General features: G+C 51.7%; 17 protein-coding genes and 1 tRNA gene. 10 read left to right on the top strand and 8 right to left on the bottom strand.

Going from position 1 to position 17,341, the window contains the following annotated elements:
- Positions 1-20 precede the first annotated feature (20 nt).
- The 4 genes from purD (at position 21) to INP79_RS02615 (ending at position 4,983) form a co-directional block, all read left to right on the top strand.
- On the top strand, positions 21-1,289 hold the full coding sequence (gene purD, locus INP79_RS02630; RefSeq protein ID WP_194752801.1) for a phosphoribosylamine--glycine ligase: 1,269 nt from the start codon (positions 21-23) through the stop codon (positions 1,287-1,289).
- Between the two features lie 3 nt (positions 1,290-1,292).
- Positions 1,293-2,210 (top strand): oxygen-dependent coproporphyrinogen oxidase, encoded by a 918-nt coding sequence (gene hemF / locus INP79_RS02625; RefSeq protein WP_194752800.1) that lies wholly within the window; start codon positions 1,293-1,295, stop codon positions 2,208-2,210.
- A gap of 2 nt (positions 2,211-2,212) precedes the next feature.
- Complete coding sequence (locus INP79_RS02620; protein WP_194752799.1) at positions 2,213-3,517, top strand: M18 family aminopeptidase; 1,305 nt, start codon at positions 2,213-2,215, stop codon at positions 3,515-3,517.
- Positions 3,518-3,585: 68 nt separating this feature from the next.
- Positions 3,586-4,983: an amino acid permease gene (locus tag INP79_RS02615; protein WP_194752798.1), complete on the top strand. Its 1,398-nt coding sequence runs from the start codon at positions 3,586-3,588 to the stop codon at positions 4,981-4,983.
- Between the two features lie 58 nt (positions 4,984-5,041).
- Here INP79_RS02615 and INP79_RS02610 read toward each other — a convergent pair whose 3' ends face one another.
- The 6 genes from INP79_RS02610 to INP79_RS02585 form a co-directional block, all read right to left on the bottom strand.
- Positions 5,042-5,365, bottom strand: a complete 324-nt coding sequence (locus INP79_RS02610) for a c-type cytochrome (protein WP_194741069.1) — start codon at positions 5,363-5,365, stop codon at positions 5,042-5,044.
- A 204-nt stretch (positions 5,366-5,569) separates the two neighbouring features.
- Positions 5,570-6,505, bottom strand: a complete 936-nt coding sequence (locus tag INP79_RS02605) for a D-hexose-6-phosphate mutarotase (protein ID WP_194752797.1) — start codon at positions 6,503-6,505, stop codon at positions 5,570-5,572.
- Positions 6,505-8,361 (bottom strand): dihydroxy-acid dehydratase, encoded by a 1,857-nt coding sequence (ilvD, locus tag INP79_RS02600; protein ID WP_194752796.1) that lies wholly within the window; start codon positions 8,359-8,361, stop codon positions 6,505-6,507. The genes INP79_RS02605 and ilvD overlap by 1 nt, the downstream gene beginning before the upstream one ends.
- 107 nt (positions 8,362-8,468) lie before the next feature.
- Positions 8,469-8,663 (bottom strand): YbdD/YjiX family protein, encoded by a 195-nt coding sequence (locus INP79_RS02595; protein WP_194752795.1) that lies wholly within the window; start codon positions 8,661-8,663, stop codon positions 8,469-8,471.
- 10 nt (positions 8,664-8,673) lie between these two features.
- Positions 8,674-10,725 (bottom strand): carbon starvation CstA family protein, encoded by a 2,052-nt coding sequence (locus INP79_RS02590; RefSeq protein ID WP_194752794.1) that lies wholly within the window; start codon positions 10,723-10,725, stop codon positions 8,674-8,676.
- A gap of 25 nt (positions 10,726-10,750) precedes the next feature.
- On the bottom strand, positions 10,751-10,915 hold the full coding sequence (locus INP79_RS02585) for a hypothetical protein (RefSeq protein ID WP_194752793.1): 165 nt from the start codon (positions 10,913-10,915) through the stop codon (positions 10,751-10,753).
- 91 nt (positions 10,916-11,006) lie between these two features.
- Between INP79_RS02585 and INP79_RS02580 the strand changes: the two genes are divergently transcribed.
- Complete coding sequence (locus INP79_RS02580; protein ID WP_194752792.1) at positions 11,007-11,219, top strand: ANTAR domain-containing protein; 213 nt, start codon at positions 11,007-11,009, stop codon at positions 11,217-11,219.
- Between the two features lie 103 nt (positions 11,220-11,322).
- Positions 11,323-11,398: transfer RNA gene (locus tag INP79_RS02575), tRNA-Val, on the top strand.
- Between the two features lie 18 nt (positions 11,399-11,416).
- Here the strand turns inward: INP79_RS02575 and radC are convergent.
- Complete coding sequence (gene radC / locus INP79_RS02570; RefSeq protein WP_194752791.1) at positions 11,417-12,091, bottom strand: DNA repair protein RadC; 675 nt, start codon at positions 12,089-12,091, stop codon at positions 11,417-11,419.
- Positions 12,092-12,103: 12 nt separating this feature from the next.
- Positions 12,104-12,871: a hypothetical protein gene (locus INP79_RS02565; protein ID WP_194752790.1), complete on the bottom strand. Its 768-nt coding sequence runs from the start codon at positions 12,869-12,871 to the stop codon at positions 12,104-12,106.
- Positions 12,872-12,971: 100 nt separating this feature from the next.
- Here INP79_RS02565 and coaBC point away from each other — a divergent pair, with 100 nt between their 5' ends.
- The 4 genes from coaBC to rpmB all read left to right on the top strand — a co-directional run bounded on the left by coaBC (position 12,972) and on the right by rpmB (position 17,328).
- Positions 12,972-14,162, top strand: coding sequence for a bifunctional phosphopantothenoylcysteine decarboxylase/phosphopantothenate--cysteine ligase CoaBC (gene coaBC, locus INP79_RS02560; RefSeq protein ID WP_194752789.1), 1,191 nt, complete (start codon positions 12,972-12,974; stop codon positions 14,160-14,162).
- A 106-nt stretch (positions 14,163-14,268) separates the two neighbouring features.
- Positions 14,269-16,422, top strand: a complete 2,154-nt coding sequence (locus INP79_RS02555; protein ID WP_194752788.1) for a TonB-dependent receptor — start codon at positions 14,269-14,271, stop codon at positions 16,420-16,422.
- Positions 16,423-16,543: 121 nt separating this feature from the next.
- On the top strand, positions 16,544-16,996 hold the full coding sequence (dut, locus tag INP79_RS02550; RefSeq protein ID WP_019881252.1) for a dUTP diphosphatase: 453 nt from the start codon (positions 16,544-16,546) through the stop codon (positions 16,994-16,996).
- Between the two features lie 95 nt (positions 16,997-17,091).
- A complete protein-coding gene (gene rpmB, locus INP79_RS02545; RefSeq protein ID WP_194752787.1) occupies positions 17,092-17,328 on the top strand; it encodes a 50S ribosomal protein L28 in 237 nt (78 codons plus the stop codon).
- Positions 17,329-17,341: the final 13 nt, after the last annotated feature.

The following is a 17,341-nucleotide window of genomic DNA, read 5'->3' as shown; positions in this document are numbered from 1 at the left end:
ACTCAATTAGGTAATACAAAATGAAAATTTTAGTGATTGGTTCTGGCGGTCGTGAGCACGCACTGGCATGGAAAGTGACACAAAACAAAGAAGTCAGCCGCGTCTATGTCGCGCCTGGTAACGCTGGCACAGCCACCAACCCTGACATGGTCAACGTGCCTATCACCAAAATTGATGAACTGGTGAAATTTGCTGAAGACGAGCAAATCGCCTTGACCATCGTTGGCCCGGAAGCACCACTGTCACAAGGCGTGGTCGATGCTTTCCGCGCGGCCGATTTAAAAATCTTTGGCCCTACCAAGGCGGCGGCACAGTTGGAAAGCTCCAAAGACTTCGCCAAGGCGTTTATGGTGCGTCATAACATCCCAACGGCTAAATACCAGACCTTTAGCGATGCCACAGAAGCCCACGCCTATATTGATGCCAACGGCGCGCCGATTGTGATCAAGGCAGATGGCCTGGCTGCGGGTAAAGGCGTGGTGGTTGCCATGACACTGGAAGAAGCACATACCGCCGTCGACGCCATGTTGTCCGACAACAAGCTTGGCGATGCAGGCGCGCGCGTGGTGATTGAAGAGTTTTTAACCGGCGAAGAAGCCAGCTTTATGGTGATGGTCGATGGTAAAAACATCTTGCCGCTGGCCACCAGCCAGGACCACAAACGCCTGCTGGATGCCGACCAGGGCCCGAACACCGGTGGCATGGGTGCTTACTCACCTGCACCAGTGGTGACGCCAGACATCCACGCCAAAGCCATGCGCGAAATCATCGTGCCTACGGTGGAAGGCATGGCCAAAGACGGCATTCCTTATACCGGCTTTTTGTATGCCGGTTTGATGATTAGCCCAAGTGGCGAAGTCAAAACTCTGGAATTCAATTGCCGCATGGGCGACCCGGAAACACAACCTATCATGATGCGCCTGAAATCAGACCTGGTTGAGCTGGCAGAGCACGCTGTGGATGGCACATTGGACCAGGCCAAGGCCGAATGGGACTGGCGTTTTGCGCTGGGCGTGGTCATGGCGAGTGCTAACTACCCGGAAACGCCTAAACTGGGCGATGAAATTACCGGGCTGCCAAAAGACGTACAAGACGGTCATGTGTTTCATGCAGGCACCACACTCAAAGATGGCAAAGTGGTGACTAGCGGTGGCCGCGTATTATGTGTGACTGCGCTAGGCGAAACCGTTAAATCTGCGCAACAACAAGCCTACAAAGTGCTCGAGCAGATCAAGTTCGACGGCGCGCAATACCGTAAAGACATTGGCTATCGCGCCATCAAGAACTAAATCATGACGACAGACCAAATCCAGCCCGCTGCCGTTTACGACTACCTGCAAGGCTTGCAAGCACGCATCGTCGAAGCCATAGAACTGGTCGATGGTAAAACCTTCTTGCAAGACAGCTGGCAACGGCCTGAGGGCGGTGGTGGCAACTCTTGCCTGCTGGAAGGCGGTAATGTGTTTGAGCGCGCTGGCGTTGGTTTTTCGCACGTACTCGGCAACAAATTGCCGCCGGCAGCCAGTGTCGCCCACCCTGAAGCGGCTGGCAGGCCGTGGGAAGCCATGGGTGTCTCGCTGGTGTTTCACCCGCACAACCCTTATGTACCCACGGTGCATATGAATGTGCGCTTTTTTGTTGCCAAAGCGCAGCAACCAGGCGAACAGGATATCTGGTGGTTTGGCGGCGGCATGGACCTCACGCCTTATTATGGGTTTGAGGATGACTGCATCCACTTTCATCGCGTGAACAAAGAGGTATTGGCACCGTTTGGCGCCGACTACTACCGCAATTTTAAAAAGCACTGCGACGAATACTTCTTTCTCAAGCACCGTAAAGAGCCACGCGGCATTGGTGGCGTGTTTTTTGACGACTTTAGCGAATTAGGCTTTGAGAAAAGTTTTGCCTTGCAGCGTGCCGTCGGCGATGCCTTTATCAATGCTTATTTGCCGATTGTACAGCGTCGCAAAGACACCGTTTACGGCGAACGCGAGCGTGATTTCCAGGCCTACCGCCGTGGCCGTTATGTCGAATTCAACCTGATTTTTGACCGCGGTACCATTTTTGGCCTGCAATCAAATGGCCGTACCGAATCGATATTACTCTCCATGCCGCCGATTGTGAAATGGCGCTACGACTGGAAGCCGGAAACCAACAGTGCAGAAGCCAAACTCTATAGCGACTTTTTGATTGAGAAAGACTGGGTATAAACATGCAAGTTTCAATAGAAGCCAGACAACAAGCGCAAGCACTGCTGGAGTTTATTGATCGCAGCCCCAGCCCCTGGCATGCCGTGGAAACGGTTTCCGCGCAACTCAAAGCGCATGGTTTTATACACCTGCATGAAAACGAAGCGTGGCAATGCCAGGCTGGCGGAAAGTACTTTGTTGTACGCGATGGCGGCTCCATCATTGCTTTTGTCGCTGGCCAGCAAGCCATGGCAGACAGCGGTTTCCGCATCGTCGGTGCGCATACCGACTCCCCCGGCTTACGCCTTAAACCCAAAGCGGCTTACAGCACAGAAGGCCTGGCACAGCTGGGTGTAGAGGTCTACGGCGGCCCGATTTTGGCCACGTTTACTGACCGTGACTTAAGCCTGGCCGGACGGGTAATCATCCGCACCGCGCAAGGCATGGAAGCGCGACTGGTCAGACTGGACCAGCCTGTTGCACGCCTGCCTAACCTGGCCATCCACATGAACCGCGAGGTCAATGAAAAGGGGCTGGCCCTCAACAAGCAAACCGGACTACCACTGATTTTTGGTCACGCGGCGAACACGGATTCTGCCAGACAATTATTGACAGAGACCCTGGCTGGCAAACTGGCCGTGCCCGCCCAAGCCATTATCAGTTGGGACCTGGCGTTATATGACACGCAAACCGGTAGCTTCTGGGGCATAGAGCAGGAGTTTATCGCCAATAGCCAACTGGACAACCTGGCCTCTTGCCATGCGGCATTAGAGGCCTTATTAAGCACCGAAACACCGCAGGCGACGGCTATTTGTGCATTGTTTGATCACGAAGAGGTGGGCTCTGAAAGTGCCACCGGCGCTGGCGGCAGCTTTTTGCTGGATGTGATTGAGCGCCTTTGCCACGCAAGCGGGCTGTCGCCAGAAGACAAGCTGCGCAGTTTTGCCAACAGCTTTTTCATCAGCGCAGATATGGCGCATGCTTTTCACCCTAACCATGCGGGCAGTTATGAGCCCTGCCACCACGTGCAAATCAATCACGGGCCGGTCATTAAAACCAACGCCAACCAGCGCTACAGCACCAATGCCGTCACTGCCGCGCGCTTTATCCAGCTATGTGAGCAAGCACAGGTGCCGCACCAGCAATATGCACACCGCACTGACTTGGGTTGCGGCAGCACCATAGGTCCCATCATGGCGGCGCAACTGGGCATTGCCACGGCGGATGTCGGTAACCCGATGTGGGCCATGCACAGCATCCGCGAAAGCGCAGGCGTGCTAGACCACAGCTACATGATTGCCACATTGCAGCAACATTACGCCAGCTAATTTCTCTCCAGCATTGACGCTGGTACAACGATTGCTTTACCCTAGGCGGATAAGGGGAGAATCAATCAATGTTAGAACAATTATTGCGCAAAAAACCAATTCAACCACATGCGCACACCGGCCTCAAAAAATGTTTAACCGCCTTTGACCTGGCCTTATTAGGCATAGGCGGCGCCATCGGTACTGGTATCTTTGTACTCACAGGCATCGCCGCCGCCACGCAATCTGGCCCTGCTGTCGTACTTTCATTCATTATTGCTGCCGTCGCTGCGGGATTTGCCGCGCTGTCTTATGCAGAACTCTCGTCGTCCATTGGCGGCTCCGGCAGCGCATACGGTTACAGCTACGTGGCGTTTGGTGAGTTTGCCGCCTGGATGATGGGCTGGATGCTATTGCTGGAATACGGCGTAGGCGCCGCCGCCGTGGCCAATGGCTGGTCCGGCTATTTTGTAAACACCTTGAGTAACCTCGGCTGGCAAATGCCAGAGCATCTAACCAAAGCACCCGTGCTTGGTGGGTCGATTAACCTGCCTGCCTTTGCCATTATCTGGATATTGACCTTGCTACTGATGGTCGGCGTCAAGGAAAGTGCGCGCGCCAACAACATCATGGTGATCATCAAACTCTCCACCATTGCCATCTTCCTGGCCTTGTCTGTCGGCCATATCAGTACGACCAACTGGCAACCATTTATGCCATTCGGCTGGTTTGAAACGCTGGATAATGGTAAGAATATTGGCGTACTGGCAGGTGCTTCACTGGTATTTTTTGCTTATTTTGGCTTTGATGCCGTCTCTACTGCGGCGGAAGAATGCCAGCAACCGCAACGCGACCTGCCCATCGGCTTGATTGCATCGCTGACCTTTTGCACCATCATTTATATCATTGTGTCTGGCACACTGACTGGCGTGATTCCTTATACGGAGCTCAACACGTCGTCCCCGGTGGCCTATGCCCTGACCAAGCTGGGTTACACCTGGTCATCCACACTGGTCGCGACTGGCGTATTGGCCGGGCTGATTACGGTGTTACTGGTACTGCTCTATGGCCTGACGCGTATTTTATTTGCCATGAGCCGCGACGGTTTGATTTCGCCCATTTTTTCAGCAGTCAATCCTGAGCGCCAAACCCCAAGTAAAATTATCCTGATGTGCGGCATCGTCGTGTCTATCGTAGCAGGCTTTATCCCCCTGGGGGAGCTGGCCGAAACCGTCAATATTGGCACGCTGGCCAGCTTTATCATGGTGTGCTTTGGCGTTATGCGCTTACGCAAAACCCACCCTGAGCTCGCGCGGCCATTCAAGAATCCGTTTAACCCACTGATCCCGGTTGGCGGCATCGTTTCATGCGCGGCACTGATTTCGTTTTTGCCCGCAGAAACCTGGCACCGTTTTATCACCTGGGCAATCGTAGGCGTCATCTTTTACTTTGCCTACTCATTGCGACACAGCAAATTACGCGCATAAGTGACAATAAAAAAGCCGACTAACAAGTCGGCTTTTTCGAATCACAGCGAAGCTGAAATTACAGAGACAATACCCACTCAACGATGGTTTTGATGTCTTCGTCTTTCACTTGTGGGCTGTTTGCAGGCATAGGGATATTACCCCAAACACCAGCGCCACCTTTTTTCACTTTTTCAATCAATTTAGCTTCAGCAGTTTTGTCGCCTTTGTATTTGGCAGCAACATCTTTGTATGCTGGGCCCAATACTTTTGCATCAACACTGTGACATGCCAAACAACCACTTTTTTGAGCCAATGCTTTAGCCGCTGCTGCGTCTGCAGCTTGTGCTGAACCAGCCATCAACAAAGTCGCTGCTGCGATTGCGGATAATAAAACTTTCATGCGATCTCCTTGAATATCCTCTAAACAAATAGAACCCCGTAATGCAATTCTCATGCATGTGGCATATTACCTGACCAGTCAAAATCTACAATAGAAAAACCGTTAAAACCAACGGTGATTCACATAATTTCAACCGGTTTGGCGTTTTGCCAACAAGCTAAAAACGCACGTGCAACGCTACGGTTGACACGCGTCACAATAACGTTACAAGGTCTCGATCGAGTATTCCGCACTGAGGACATGCTTACGTCCCGGGTTAATCACCACCATGTTGTCCATGGCATTGGTGGTTTCCACACAAATAGTTTTGCGCCATTCATCGCCCACGCCCATATCGCCCATGGCACCGGCTTTTTCAGCACCCGGGTTCCACACGACGGTGGTATCACTGCCAGACTTGGAGACATGGATAATGCGGTTGAAGCCGCTGTCATGAATGGCACAATCAGAGCTGTGATGCACATAGACACGGTCATATTCTTTACCGTCAAATGTCAGCGCGTTGTGCTCCACATTGCGCTCGTACTTGAGTAGCTTGTCCAGATAGACCAGGTCTTGCATGCCAGTGATTTTAACGTTCGATAAATCGCTAACATTAAAGTAGGTGTGGAAGGCTTCACTGATCACAAACGGATGCTCAGCCAGGTTGGTGGTGGCCAAATCGATGCGCAAACGGCGACCAATGGTAATGGTCAGTGTCAGCTCATAGGGATAAGATAGTTGGCGCTGCGCTTCTGGCGTTTGCTGCATTTCGAGAATAATGCGCGTGGCGCCGGTAGGCGTCGCGTCAATATCCATCACGCGCCAGGGAATGACACGTGCAAAGCCATGTGGGCACAACGTGCTGTCAGTAGGATGTGCACCGAACCATGGCCAGCAGATAGGCGTACCGCCACGGATGGAACGACCTTTGACATAACGCGCATTGCTGGAGAGCCACAATACCGGATTGGCCAGAAACTTGGGTTGCCATTGCATGACATGCGCGCCTTGCAAGGCAATCTTGCCAGTCGCCAATGGGTTATCAATTTCCAGGTACTGCAAACCATTTTCGTCCTGCCATTGGGTGACATGCGCGTGCAATGTCATGCGCTTGGTCATTTCCATGCTTTTGGCCAGGAGACTACATTCGTCGCTCATTACTTCCCTCTCTCAATCTGCGCTACATCACGCACCGCACCTTTGGCAGCGCTGGTACTCATGGCGGCATAGGCGCGCAAAGCTGGCGAAACCACACGTTCGCGGTTCAATGGCTTCCAGGCATCCCTGCCTTTGGCATCCATCTGACCACGGCGATGTGCCATTTCCTCGTCACTAATGACCAGGTGTATCGTCCGGTTCGGGATATCAATCTCAATCGCATCGCCTTCTTGCACCAGGCCAATCGCACCACCCTCAGCCGCTTCCGGCGACGCATGGCCAATACTCAAACCCGAGGTACCGCCCGAAAAACGGCCATCCGTGAGCAAGGCACACGCTTTGCCCAAGCCTTTAGACTTCAGGTACGAAGTGGGGTACAGCATCTCTTGCATGCCAGGACCGCCGCGTGGACCTTCATAACGAATTACCACCACATCACCGGCGACGATTTCATCATTCAAAATGCTTTCTACTGCGGCATCCTGACTCTCGAACACACGGGCACGACCGTTAAATTTAAGGATGCTGTCATCCACGCCTGCCGTTTTGACAATACAGCCATCCAGTGCAATATTGCCGTAGAGCACGGCCAAACCACCATCCTGTGAGTAAGCATGCGCTTTGTTACGGATACAACCATTTTCGCGGTCATCATCCAGCTCAGGCCATAACATACTCTGACTAAAGGCAATCGTGGTCGCAACGCCACCAGGCGCGGCACGGAAAAACTTTTTCACTTCTTCATCTTGCGTGGTGACGATGTCCCATTTTGCCAGTGCGGCGCCCATACTAGGACTATGAACGGTTGGCACATCAGTATGGATGACACCGGCACGATTGAGTTCCGCCAAAATGCCCATCACACCACCGGCACGATGCACATCTTCCATATGATATTTGCTGGTTGCCGGGGCAACTTTAGACACGCAAGGCACCTGGCGTGAAATACGGTCTATGTCTTTCATGGTGAAATCCACACCCGCTTCATGCGCAGCTGCCAGCAAATGCAGCACGGTATTGGTTGAACCGCCCATGGCCACATCCAGACTCATGGCATTTTCAAATGCCTGCATGGTCGCAATGCTACGCGGCAATACGCTGTAATCATCTTGCTCATAATGGCGCTTGGCCAGCTCCACAATCAGGCGACCTGCCTGCAAAAATAATTGCTTGCGTGCTGCATGCGTCGCCAGCGTAGAACCGTTACCTGGCAAGCTTAAGCCCAGCGCCTCGGTCAAGCAGTTCATGGAGTTAGCGGTAAACATACCTGAACAAGAGCCACAGGTAGGACAGGCAGAACGCTCGATCTCAGCCACTTCAGCATCGCTGACATGACTATCAGCCGCTTCTACCATGGCATCCACCAGGTCCAGCTTACGCACATTGCCTTGCCAGTTCACTTTACCGGCTTCCATCGGGCCGCCAGACACGAACACCACAGGGATATTCAGGCGCAAGGCGGCCATCAGCATACCAGGGGTAATTTTGTCACAGTTAGAGATACACACCAGCGCATCGGCACAGTGGGCATTGACCATGTATTCCACGCTGTCTGCAATCAGGTCACGGCTCGGCAAGCTATACAGCATGCCGCTATGGCCCATGGCAATACCGTCATCCACGGCAATGGTATTAAACTCTTTAGCAACCCCGCCCGCCTTCTCAATTTCACGGGCGACCAGTTGGCCCATATCCTTCAAATGGACATGACCCGGCACAAATTGCGTAAAGGAGTTAGCCACCGCAATAATCGGTTTGGAGAAGTCTTCATCTTTCATACCGGTGGCACGCCACAACGCGCGAGCACCAGCCATGTTACGACCTTGCGTGGTCGTGTGAGAACGGTATTTAGGCATGAGAAATACTAGGATTGTCGTTAAAATATTATTTTAACTGAATCCGCAGCCGCATGCGCGCCTGAAACAGGTTTGTTACATTCAGGCAACCTTTAAGGAGCGATTATCTAACAGCAGCGCTTCACACCCGTCCACTTTTGGTCTTGCCACTGTTTAAAGAATTCGGCGCGTGAAAGCGGCGCATGCGCCCCTGGCTGCCCGGCGTGCACGTCTGCATAATGCGCCAGATAACGCTCATAGGCATCATCGCCGGATAGCTGGCGCACCCGCTGCCAGGCTTGTTTTAACCAATAAGCGCGCATTTGCCTCTCCTTACACCAAGCGCGAGGCAACATAAGCGGCCTCGCTCGACGGCCTGACTGGCTGCCCGGCAAAATAACGGCGGCTCATTCTGGCCATATCCAGCACCACGACCCACAGCATGGACACGAAAAATAACGTTAACCAGGCATCCAGTTGCTGGTTAAAAATTAATTGTGGCGCCACGGCCGCTTTTTCTGGTGGCAATACGCCACTCGCCAATTTTTGCGACAAATCATTGGCGGCGGCAAAAAAGCCTACGCGGATGTCACTACTGAAGACTTTTTCATAGGCCGCCGTCGTGGTGATTGCCAGTAGCCAGATCAATGGCAAACCAGTGATCCATGCCTTGGTCACCTTACCTGATTTAATCAGGATGCCGGTCGCAACGGAGAGTGCAATCGCCGCCAGCATCTGGTTGGCAATGCCAAATAGGGGCCACAGGATATTGACGCCACCATTGGGATCAATGACGCCGATATAAAGGAAATAGCCCCAGCCAGCTACCACCAGTGCACTGGTAAGAATCACCGAAGGCGTGTAAGAGGTCTCACCCAGCTTGGGATGCAGGTTACCCAACATATCCTGCAGCATAAAGCGACCCACACGCGTACCAGCATCCAATGTGGTGAGAATAAAAATGGCTTCGAACATAATCGCAAAGTGATACCACAATGCCAGCAAATGCTCGCCAAACACCGTCCCCAGAATACTGGCCATGCCGACGGCAAGGCTGGGTGCGCCACCCGTGCGGGCAAACAAGGTGCTTTCGCCCATGGCACTGGCTAAGTGTTGCATCTGTTCCACGGTCACCTGATAACCCCAGCTACTGATGGTATTCACGGCATCCAGCGCTTCTTTACCTACTACCCCGGCCGGACTGTTAATGGCGAAATAGACGCCAGGCTCCAGCACAGTGGCGGCGATCATAGCCATGATCGCGACAAAGCTTTCCAGCAACATGGCGCCATAGCCGATCATACGGATATCACCTTCACTGGTAATCAATTTTGGCGTCGTGCCGCTGGCGATCAAGGCATGAAAACCAGAAATGGCGCCACAGGCAATGGTGATAAACACGAACGGGAAGAGTTTGCCGCCAAAAATCGGGCCAGTGCCATCAATAAAAGGCGTGATGGCAGGCATATGGATTTCCGGCCGCAACCATAAAATCGCAATCGCCAGCATCAATACCGTACCCAGTTTCATGAATGTGGACAAATAATCACGCGGGGCCAGCAACAACCAGACTGGCAAGACCGCCGCGGCAAAACCATAGACGATCACACCAAACGCCAGCGGCAAACCCTCATGATCAAACAGTGCACCAAGCACAGGGTGGTGATCTATCCAACCACCAAAGACCACTGATGCCAGCAATAAAATCACACCCAGCAATGAGGCCTCAAGCACGCGACCAGGACGCAGGTAGCGCATATACACGCCGACCAGCATGGCAATCGGAATCGTAGCCGCCACGGTGGAAGTCCCCCACGGACTATGCTTCATGGCATTCACCACGACCAGGCCAAGCACAGCGATCAGGATAATCATGATCAGGAAAGTGCCTATCATGGCCGCCGTGCCACCAATGGCGCCAATTTCGTCACGCGCCATCTGCCCCAGGCTGCGGCCATTGCGGCGTGTAGACAAAAACAGCGTGACCATATCTTGCACAGCGCCGCCCAGTACCGCACCGATCAATATCCACAAAGTGCCCGGCAAATAACCAAATTGCGCCGCCAGGGTTGGCCCGACCAATGGCCCAGGCCCGGCAATCGCGGCAAAATGGTGACCAAACACCACCCAGCGATTGGTCGGCACATAATCGCGCCCATTGTTTAAGCGCTCCGCCGGTGTCGCCCGCGTAGTATCAATAGCGAGCACATTGGCCGCAATCCAGGCCGAGTAAAAGCGATAAGCAATCAAATACACACACACTGCGGCCGTAATCAGCCACAGTGCATTTAATGTCTCCCCGCGCGCCATGGCCACATGCGCCAACGCAGCTGCCCCCAACAAGGCCAAACTGGCCCAGCCTGCACGACTCCAAAAAGCTTTCATAATGATGGAATTCTTTCCTGTTTTTTTAATGATTTGCACTGTAACAAAAAGGCTCTCCGTGCGCAAAAACAGCATTGCCTGCTAACATCTGTTGCTGTGGTGCAACGGCACTGCCGTGGTGCACAAACATCACCAAGCTCACGCGTACACCACCATCCAAATCAGGAGAATTATTGTTTAAAATCATCATATTAACAAAAACTCACCAATTGGCATGCAGATTGCTAAACCGTAATAGGACCTTTTTCCATGATTAAGCAATGAGACCCGCAGCCCCCAACATGTCAGCTTCAGCTTTCCCCAGACCGCACATCATCCTGAGCACAGAAGACCAGAAACTGGTCGACTCCGCCAAAGAGATTTTGATGCATCAGCGCGACCTGAGTGAAGAACAAGCGTATTCTTTACTCTCAGAGATGGCAGACAAGCGTAAAACAGGCATGGCCGACATTTCACTGCAATTAATCAATATCACCAAACGATTGACGGTTTAAAGCTGCCCGCTCACCGCCCTTCTCACAAACCTCCAATAATTTCTTTGCGAGCTCTTGCAGGAAAAAAGAGTTTCGGTATAATGCGGCCTTCGTTGCAAGGCACGGGTGCTTAGCTCAGTTGGTAGAGCGTCGCCCTTACAAGGCGAATGTCAGCGGTTCGACCCCGTTAGCACCCACCACCTCCCTGCCTGCACATCTCAAATCAATCCCCGCTCACTAAACGAAAACGTTTCCTGCTTGGCCACAATAATGTGATCCAGCACCTTGATATCCACTAGGTTTAAAGCGTCTTTCAAACTGATGGTCAATTGCTCATCGGCACGACTGGGCACCGCCGCGCCGCCAGGATGGTTGTGACTCAAGATCAGGGCCGCCGCGTTTAAGGCCAGCGCGCGCTTCACGACTTCTCGCGGATAGACACTGGTTTGCATCAAACTGCCTTCAAACAAAGTTTCATAAGCAATCAGGCGATTCTGCGCATCCAGAAACATAATGCCGAACACCTCACGTTGCAGGTGCGACAATTGCAACTGCAAATAGTCTTTGACCTGAGTGGGCGAGCGAAAACTATCTTTTTGCTGCAAAGTTTCACCCAGCGCACGCTTGCTCATCTCAAGCACCGCCTGCAACTGGCAGTATTTGCTCACCCCCATGCCAGGGACCGCTGTCATCTGTTGAACATCTGCCGAAAACACACCATTCAGGCTTTGAAAATGCTGTAACAGGTCACGCGCCAGGTCCACAGCGGTTTTGCCTGCCATACCGACACGCAGAAAAATAGCCAGCAACTCTGCGTCAGACAAGGCTGTCGCACCTGCACGCAATAGTTTCTCGCGTGGTCGTTCCTGTTCTGGCCAATCGGTGATTGCCATCGCGCCTCCCGTTTACTTTGACCAGCCAATTTCACGCGCGGTTGGCCTACCGATCACTACGGCGTCCAGGCCTTTGGCCATGCTCGCTTTTTGTGCGGTTTGCGGCACCTTGCCTGCCATCACTTCGGCCATAGCCTGAGGATAAAGCGGTTGCGCATAAGGCTCGGCATACCCTTGCGGGAACACAGGCAGGCTGGTATTCAAATCATATTTATCCGAGGCACTCAAGGTATGCAGCAACTCATGGCTGATAATGACGGCATTGGTGGCATGCTGACTGTTTTCAGCAAACAGATTCACACGGCCAATCCGGCCTTTGTGCAAAGCGGTGGAATGTAATAAACGGCGATGTTGGGATGGGTCGTGATACAACAGATACAGCTTGATATCAACAGGCACACCGACCTCAGGCTGATGGCCCCAGCTAAACCACCTGAACTTGAGGCTCCACAGGATAATATCCAGTAACTGGCCATTGACCGCTGGCGGCGCAGGCGGGATATCGTGAACTTCAGGGCCCAAGTAAATCGTCACCGGGCGACGCAAAGGCAATTGGTATTTCAAGGCTTCGCGCGAGAAAAACTGCGCAATCATGTCGAAATCCTGCTCACGCAAACTGGCAATATAGGCATCCACCACAGGCGTACCATCGGCATTGATCGGGTACACCGCCACATTCAAAGGCTTGCGCCATTGCAGGGTTTGATACTCTTGCCACAGCTGCATCAATGCAGTCAGCACCACAACCACCCAGAAAAGAATCCTGACTAACTTTATCATGCGCCCCACCTCATTGATGACTCAATGTTAACATTTTTAAAGAAAAGGCCACATAGCCGAGAAATGGCAATTGCAGACGCTTTACAGTTAAAATGCAGCCATGATTCCAACGCACTCACATTCTCGTCATCTACTGCTAGGCGTGACTGGCGGCATTGCCGCCTACAAGACGGCAGAACTGGTTCGCTTACTGGTCAAACAAGGCCATAGCGTACAAGTGGTGATGACAGAAGCAGCGACCCACTTCATCACCCCCACAACATTACAGGCGCTGTCCGGCAACCCGGTGTTTGTCGATAGCTGGGATCAGCGTATTCCCAACGGCATGCCACACATAGAGCTCAGCCGCAAAGCGGATGCGATTTTAGTGGCGCCTGCCAGTGCAGACTTTATCGCCAAACTGGCACATGGTTTTGCCAACGATTTACTCTCCACCTTATGCCTTGCACGTGAGTGCCCACTTCTGGTCGCACCAGCAATGAACCGGCAAATGTGGGAGAACCCGGCGACACAGCGTAACATCGTGCAATTGCAGCAGGACGGCATCACCACATTAGGCCCCGATAGCGGCGAGCAGGCTTGCGGTGAGGTGGGCCAAGGCCGGATGCTGGAACCAGAAGACCTGCTGGAAGCGTTAAACAGTTTTTTTACGCCTAAGCTGTTAGCAGGCAAGAAAATCATGATCACGGCGGGTGCCACACTGGAAAAACTGGACCCGGTACGCGGCCTCACCAACCTGAGCAGCGGAAAAATGGGCTATTCCCTGGCGCAGGTCGCTATGCGCATGGGCGCAGAAGTCACCCTGGTGCACGGCCACGCCAGTGCCACGCGCCCGGCAACCAGCCACGCCTACTTTGCCAGCAGCGCGCAGGACATGTACCAAACAGTGATGCAACATATTGCCAGCCAGGACATATTTATAGGTGTCGCTGCCGTTGCTGACTACAGACCGGATGTTTCTGCTGAGCAAAAAATCAAAAAAAGTGAGGAAACACTTACGGTGAAACTCATAAAGAACAAAGACATTCTGGCGGATGTCGCCTCTTTACCCAACCCACCCTATTGCGTCGGCTTCGCGGCAGAAACAGAACAAGTGCTTGATTATGCCAAGCAAAAAAGACTGGCAAAACGCATACCCATGATCGTGGCCAATCACGCCAATAGTGCCATGGGCAGTGATCAAAATGCAGTCACCATCATAGATGCATCTGGTGAACATGCATTCGACAGCGACGATAAAATTAACATTGCATTCAAACTCTTAACGCACCTTAAAAGCCAATTTGATTAACGCCAATTAAATCGGTCATTCTCAGTATTTTCATGAAAATACTGAGCCGCCCAAGCTTACACTCAGCTTACAATCGCGCAGTCTATTTTTAGCACTGAGAATTACAATGCGCGCACCTCGTTTTACGCCCCTATACATCGCCATTTCTGCTGCCTTTGCCAACCTGCCGCAAGCCATGGCGGATGAAGAACAAACACTCACCCTTTCGCCGGTAGTTGTCACCGCGACCCGCCAGGCACAAAACAGCTTCGACTTGCCTGTCGCCATTGATGTGGTTGAGCAAAAAAATATCAAAGACGGCCAACTGCAAATGAACTTGTCCGAAAGCCTGATTCGCGTACCTGGCATCACGGCACAAAACCGTACCCAACAAGCACAGGACCCGCAAATTTCCAGCCGCGGCTTCGGCTCACGCTCATCTTTTGGGGTACGCGGTGTACGCGTCTATGTCGACGGCATTCCTCTCACCATGCCCGATGGCCAAGGCCAACCGGGCGTTGTCGACTTGTCATCGATTAAAAGCATAGAAGTGATGCGTGGCCCGTTCTCGTCCCTGTACGGCAACTCGTCCGGCGGTGTGATTCAAATGTTTACAAGAAATGCGCCTGCAACACCGACATTAGGGGCAACCACCATGTTTGGCAGTTACGATACTAAACGTGAAATCATGGAAGCTGCTGGTCAATATGAAGGTATGGAATACATGCTCAATATTTCGAACTTCAGCTCGGATGGATACCGCAACCATAGCACTAGCGACAAGCAAATGGCGACGGCAAAATTCAAATTTAATATTACAGAAGACACCAAACTGACTACGCTGGTTAACTGGTTCCAGCAAGACGCTCAAGATCCACTTGGATTACCTCGTGTCGCAACCGCTAATGATCCATCCGCATTCAACAATCCCAAGGCTGTGCCCAACAGTGCATTACGCGCAGACACCAGAGTGAGCCGCAGCCATACCCAAGTTGGCTTTAACTTGGAGCATGCCTTTAATGAAAACAACTCAATTAACTTTGTAAACTACGTAGGCACCAGAGAGAATCTGCAGTACCTCTCGACCAGCGCAACGACTAGTGTAGGCCGTGCTAGCCAAATTTCACGCGAATTCTGGGGCACAGACTTGCGCTGGAACAATCATGGTGAAGTGTTTGGCAAGAAATATAACTTCTACATCGGTGCGAATTACGGAAAGTCAACCGACACCCGCTTGGATATCAATACAGATGGCGGCGTCAAAAGAAGTACTTCGGTTGCAAACAACGCGAACAATGCCTTAAATAGAGATGAAGACAACATCTCAACGAACTATGATCGCTATGTTCAAGGCATGCTTTCAGCTACAGAATCCATTGATATCCACGCGGGCTTGAGACGAACAAAAGTTAATCTAGAGGTTAAAGACCGTTTTCTGACTGGGACTGGTAACAATGGTAACAATAGCGGCAATGTTTCCTACGAAAAAACCAACCCTGTTGCGGGCATTGTATGGAAAGTTACCCCTACCTTTAACTTATATGCGAACTACGGTAAAGGTTTTGAGACACCCACATTTATTGAAGCCGCCTACGACGCAACCACGAATGGCGCGCCTAATCTTAATTTAAAGTCCAGCAAAAGCCAGAACTATGAGGTGGGTGCCAAGGCGTATTTAAATGATGACACTCTGGCAACAATCAGTGTGTTTAAAATTGATACTGATGATGAAATCGTATTGCGCGAAACTAGCGCTGCCAACAGAAGCATCTACGGTAACGCCAAACAAACTAAACGCAAGGGTGTGGAGCTATCACTGAACAGCCAGTTTGATAACAATATTTCAACCTACCTGTCTTACAGCGTCCTGGATGCAGAGTTTGACTCTGACTTTAGTTACATCACCTCCTCCGGCGCAACCAGAACCGTGGAGTCCGGCAATAAAATTCCAGGCACCTATCGCAACCAACTTTATGGTGAAGTTGCCTGGAAATATGCGCCACTTGGTTTCTATAGCGCTTTGGAAGGCCGCTATAACAGCAAAGTGTATGTTGACGACCTCAACTCTGATAGCGCATCGTCATATACGATATTCAACATGCGTGCAGGCTTTGAGCAAACACTCTCACACTGGTCATTCAGAGAGTATATCCGCATAGAAAATATGTTCGATCGTGAATACATCGGCGCAATCCGCGTCAATGACGCCAATTTGCGCTTCTTCGAACCTGCCGCTGGCCGCAACTATTTGCTTGGCCTGAGCGCGCAATACAAGTTCTAATCTTTGCATTAATAAAAAAGCCAGCCTCCGCTGGCTTTTTTATTATGGCTGCTTATCGCGCGTAGTGATTTTCGGCCATATTTCGTGTTTAATAGCGCAATATTTTTCTGGAGTATGCAGCATGTCGATTACCGTAGACCTCAAGATTCTTGACCCCCGCCTGCATCACATGATGCCCAACTATGCGACACCAGGTTCTGCTGGCCTGGATTTACGTGCCTGTATTGAGCATACACAAACCATACAGCCGGGCGAGACCATCATGATTCCAACCGGCATGGCGATTCATATCGACAATGCTTATTATGCCGCCATGATTCTGCCGCGCTCCGGCTTGGGTCATAAGCACGGCATCGTGCTTGGCAACCTGGTGGGGCTGATTGATTCGGACTATCAGGGACAATTACTGGTTTCTTGCTGGAACCGCAGCAAAGAGCCGTTTATTCTGAACCCGATGGAACGAGTAGCGCAGATGGTGATTGTGCCTGTAGTACAGGCAGATTTTCATATTGTGGACGAATTCACCAGCAGCGAACGGGGCGAAGGTGGCTTTGGCAGCACGGGCAAGCACTAATTATTTGAAAAATTACAATAATCGCTTGATTTGTGTATCCGATTCAATCTATAATCTCGCTCTTTCTGAAAAGATAAAAGTATTTGGAGATAACCATGGCACGTGTATGTCAGGTAACCGGTAAAAAACCAATGGTGGGCAACAATGTTTCTCACGCACAAAACAAAACAAGACGTCGTTTCTTGCCTAACTTGCAAAACCGTAAGTTTTGGGTTGAGAGCGAAAACCGCTGGGTAAGCCTGCGCATTACTAACGCCGCTTTGCGTACGATCGACAAAAATGGTATCGACGCTGTGTTAGCTGATTTGCGCTCTGCTGGCGAAAAAATCTAACTCGCGACATTAG

The organism is Methylophilus sp. QUAN, from assembly GCF_015354445.1.
In the GTDB taxonomy this organism is placed as follows: Bacteria; Pseudomonadota; Gammaproteobacteria; order Burkholderiales; family Methylophilaceae; genus Methylophilus.
The sequence above is the reverse complement of the archived record's forward strand: the minus strand, read 5'-3'. Positions and strand labels throughout refer to the sequence as shown.

Bases quoted from the DNA above. Each gene is read 5' to 3' on its own strand.
- purD (WP_194752801.1), top strand. From the start codon at position 21: ATGAAAATTTTAGTGATTGGTTCTGGCGGTCGTGAGCACGCACTGGCA.
- hemF (WP_194752800.1), top strand. From the start codon at position 1,293: ATGACGACAGACCAAATCCAGCCCGCTGCCGTTTACGACTACCTGCAA.
- INP79_RS02620 (WP_194752799.1), top strand. From the start codon at position 2,213: ATGCAAGTTTCAATAGAAGCCAGACAACAAGCGCAAGCACTGCTGGAG.
- INP79_RS02615 (WP_194752798.1), top strand. From the start codon at position 3,586: ATGTTAGAACAATTATTGCGCAAAAAACCAATTCAACCACATGCGCAC.
- INP79_RS02610 (WP_194741069.1), bottom strand. From the start codon at position 5,365: ATGAAAGTTTTATTATCCGCAATCGCAGCAGCGACTTTGTTGATGGCT.
- INP79_RS02605 (WP_194752797.1), bottom strand. From the start codon at position 6,505: ATGAGCGACGAATGTAGTCTCCTGGCCAAAAGCATGGAAATGACCAAG.
- ilvD (WP_194752796.1), bottom strand. From the start codon at position 8,361: ATGCCTAAATACCGTTCTCACACGACCACGCAAGGTCGTAACATGGCT.
- INP79_RS02595 (WP_194752795.1), bottom strand. From the start codon at position 8,663: ATGCGCGCTTATTGGTTAAAACAAGCCTGGCAGCGGGTGCGCCAGCTA.
- INP79_RS02590 (WP_194752794.1), bottom strand. From the start codon at position 10,725: ATGAAAGCTTTTTGGAGTCGTGCAGGCTGGGCCAGTTTGGCCTTGTTG.
- INP79_RS02585 (WP_194752793.1), bottom strand. From the start codon at position 10,915: ATGATGATTTTAAACAATAATTCTCCTGATTTGGATGGTGGTGTACGC.
- INP79_RS02580 (WP_194752792.1), top strand. From the start codon at position 11,007: ATGTCAGCTTCAGCTTTCCCCAGACCGCACATCATCCTGAGCACAGAA.
- radC (WP_194752791.1), bottom strand. From the start codon at position 12,091: ATGGCAATCACCGATTGGCCAGAACAGGAACGACCACGCGAGAAACTA.
- INP79_RS02565 (WP_194752790.1), bottom strand. From the start codon at position 12,871: ATGATAAAGTTAGTCAGGATTCTTTTCTGGGTGGTTGTGGTGCTGACT.
- coaBC (WP_194752789.1), top strand. From the start codon at position 12,972: ATGATTCCAACGCACTCACATTCTCGTCATCTACTGCTAGGCGTGACT.
- INP79_RS02555 (WP_194752788.1), top strand. From the start codon at position 14,269: ATGCGCGCACCTCGTTTTACGCCCCTATACATCGCCATTTCTGCTGCC.
- dut (WP_019881252.1), top strand. From the start codon at position 16,544: ATGTCGATTACCGTAGACCTCAAGATTCTTGACCCCCGCCTGCATCAC.
- rpmB (WP_194752787.1), top strand. From the start codon at position 17,092: ATGGCACGTGTATGTCAGGTAACCGGTAAAAAACCAATGGTGGGCAAC.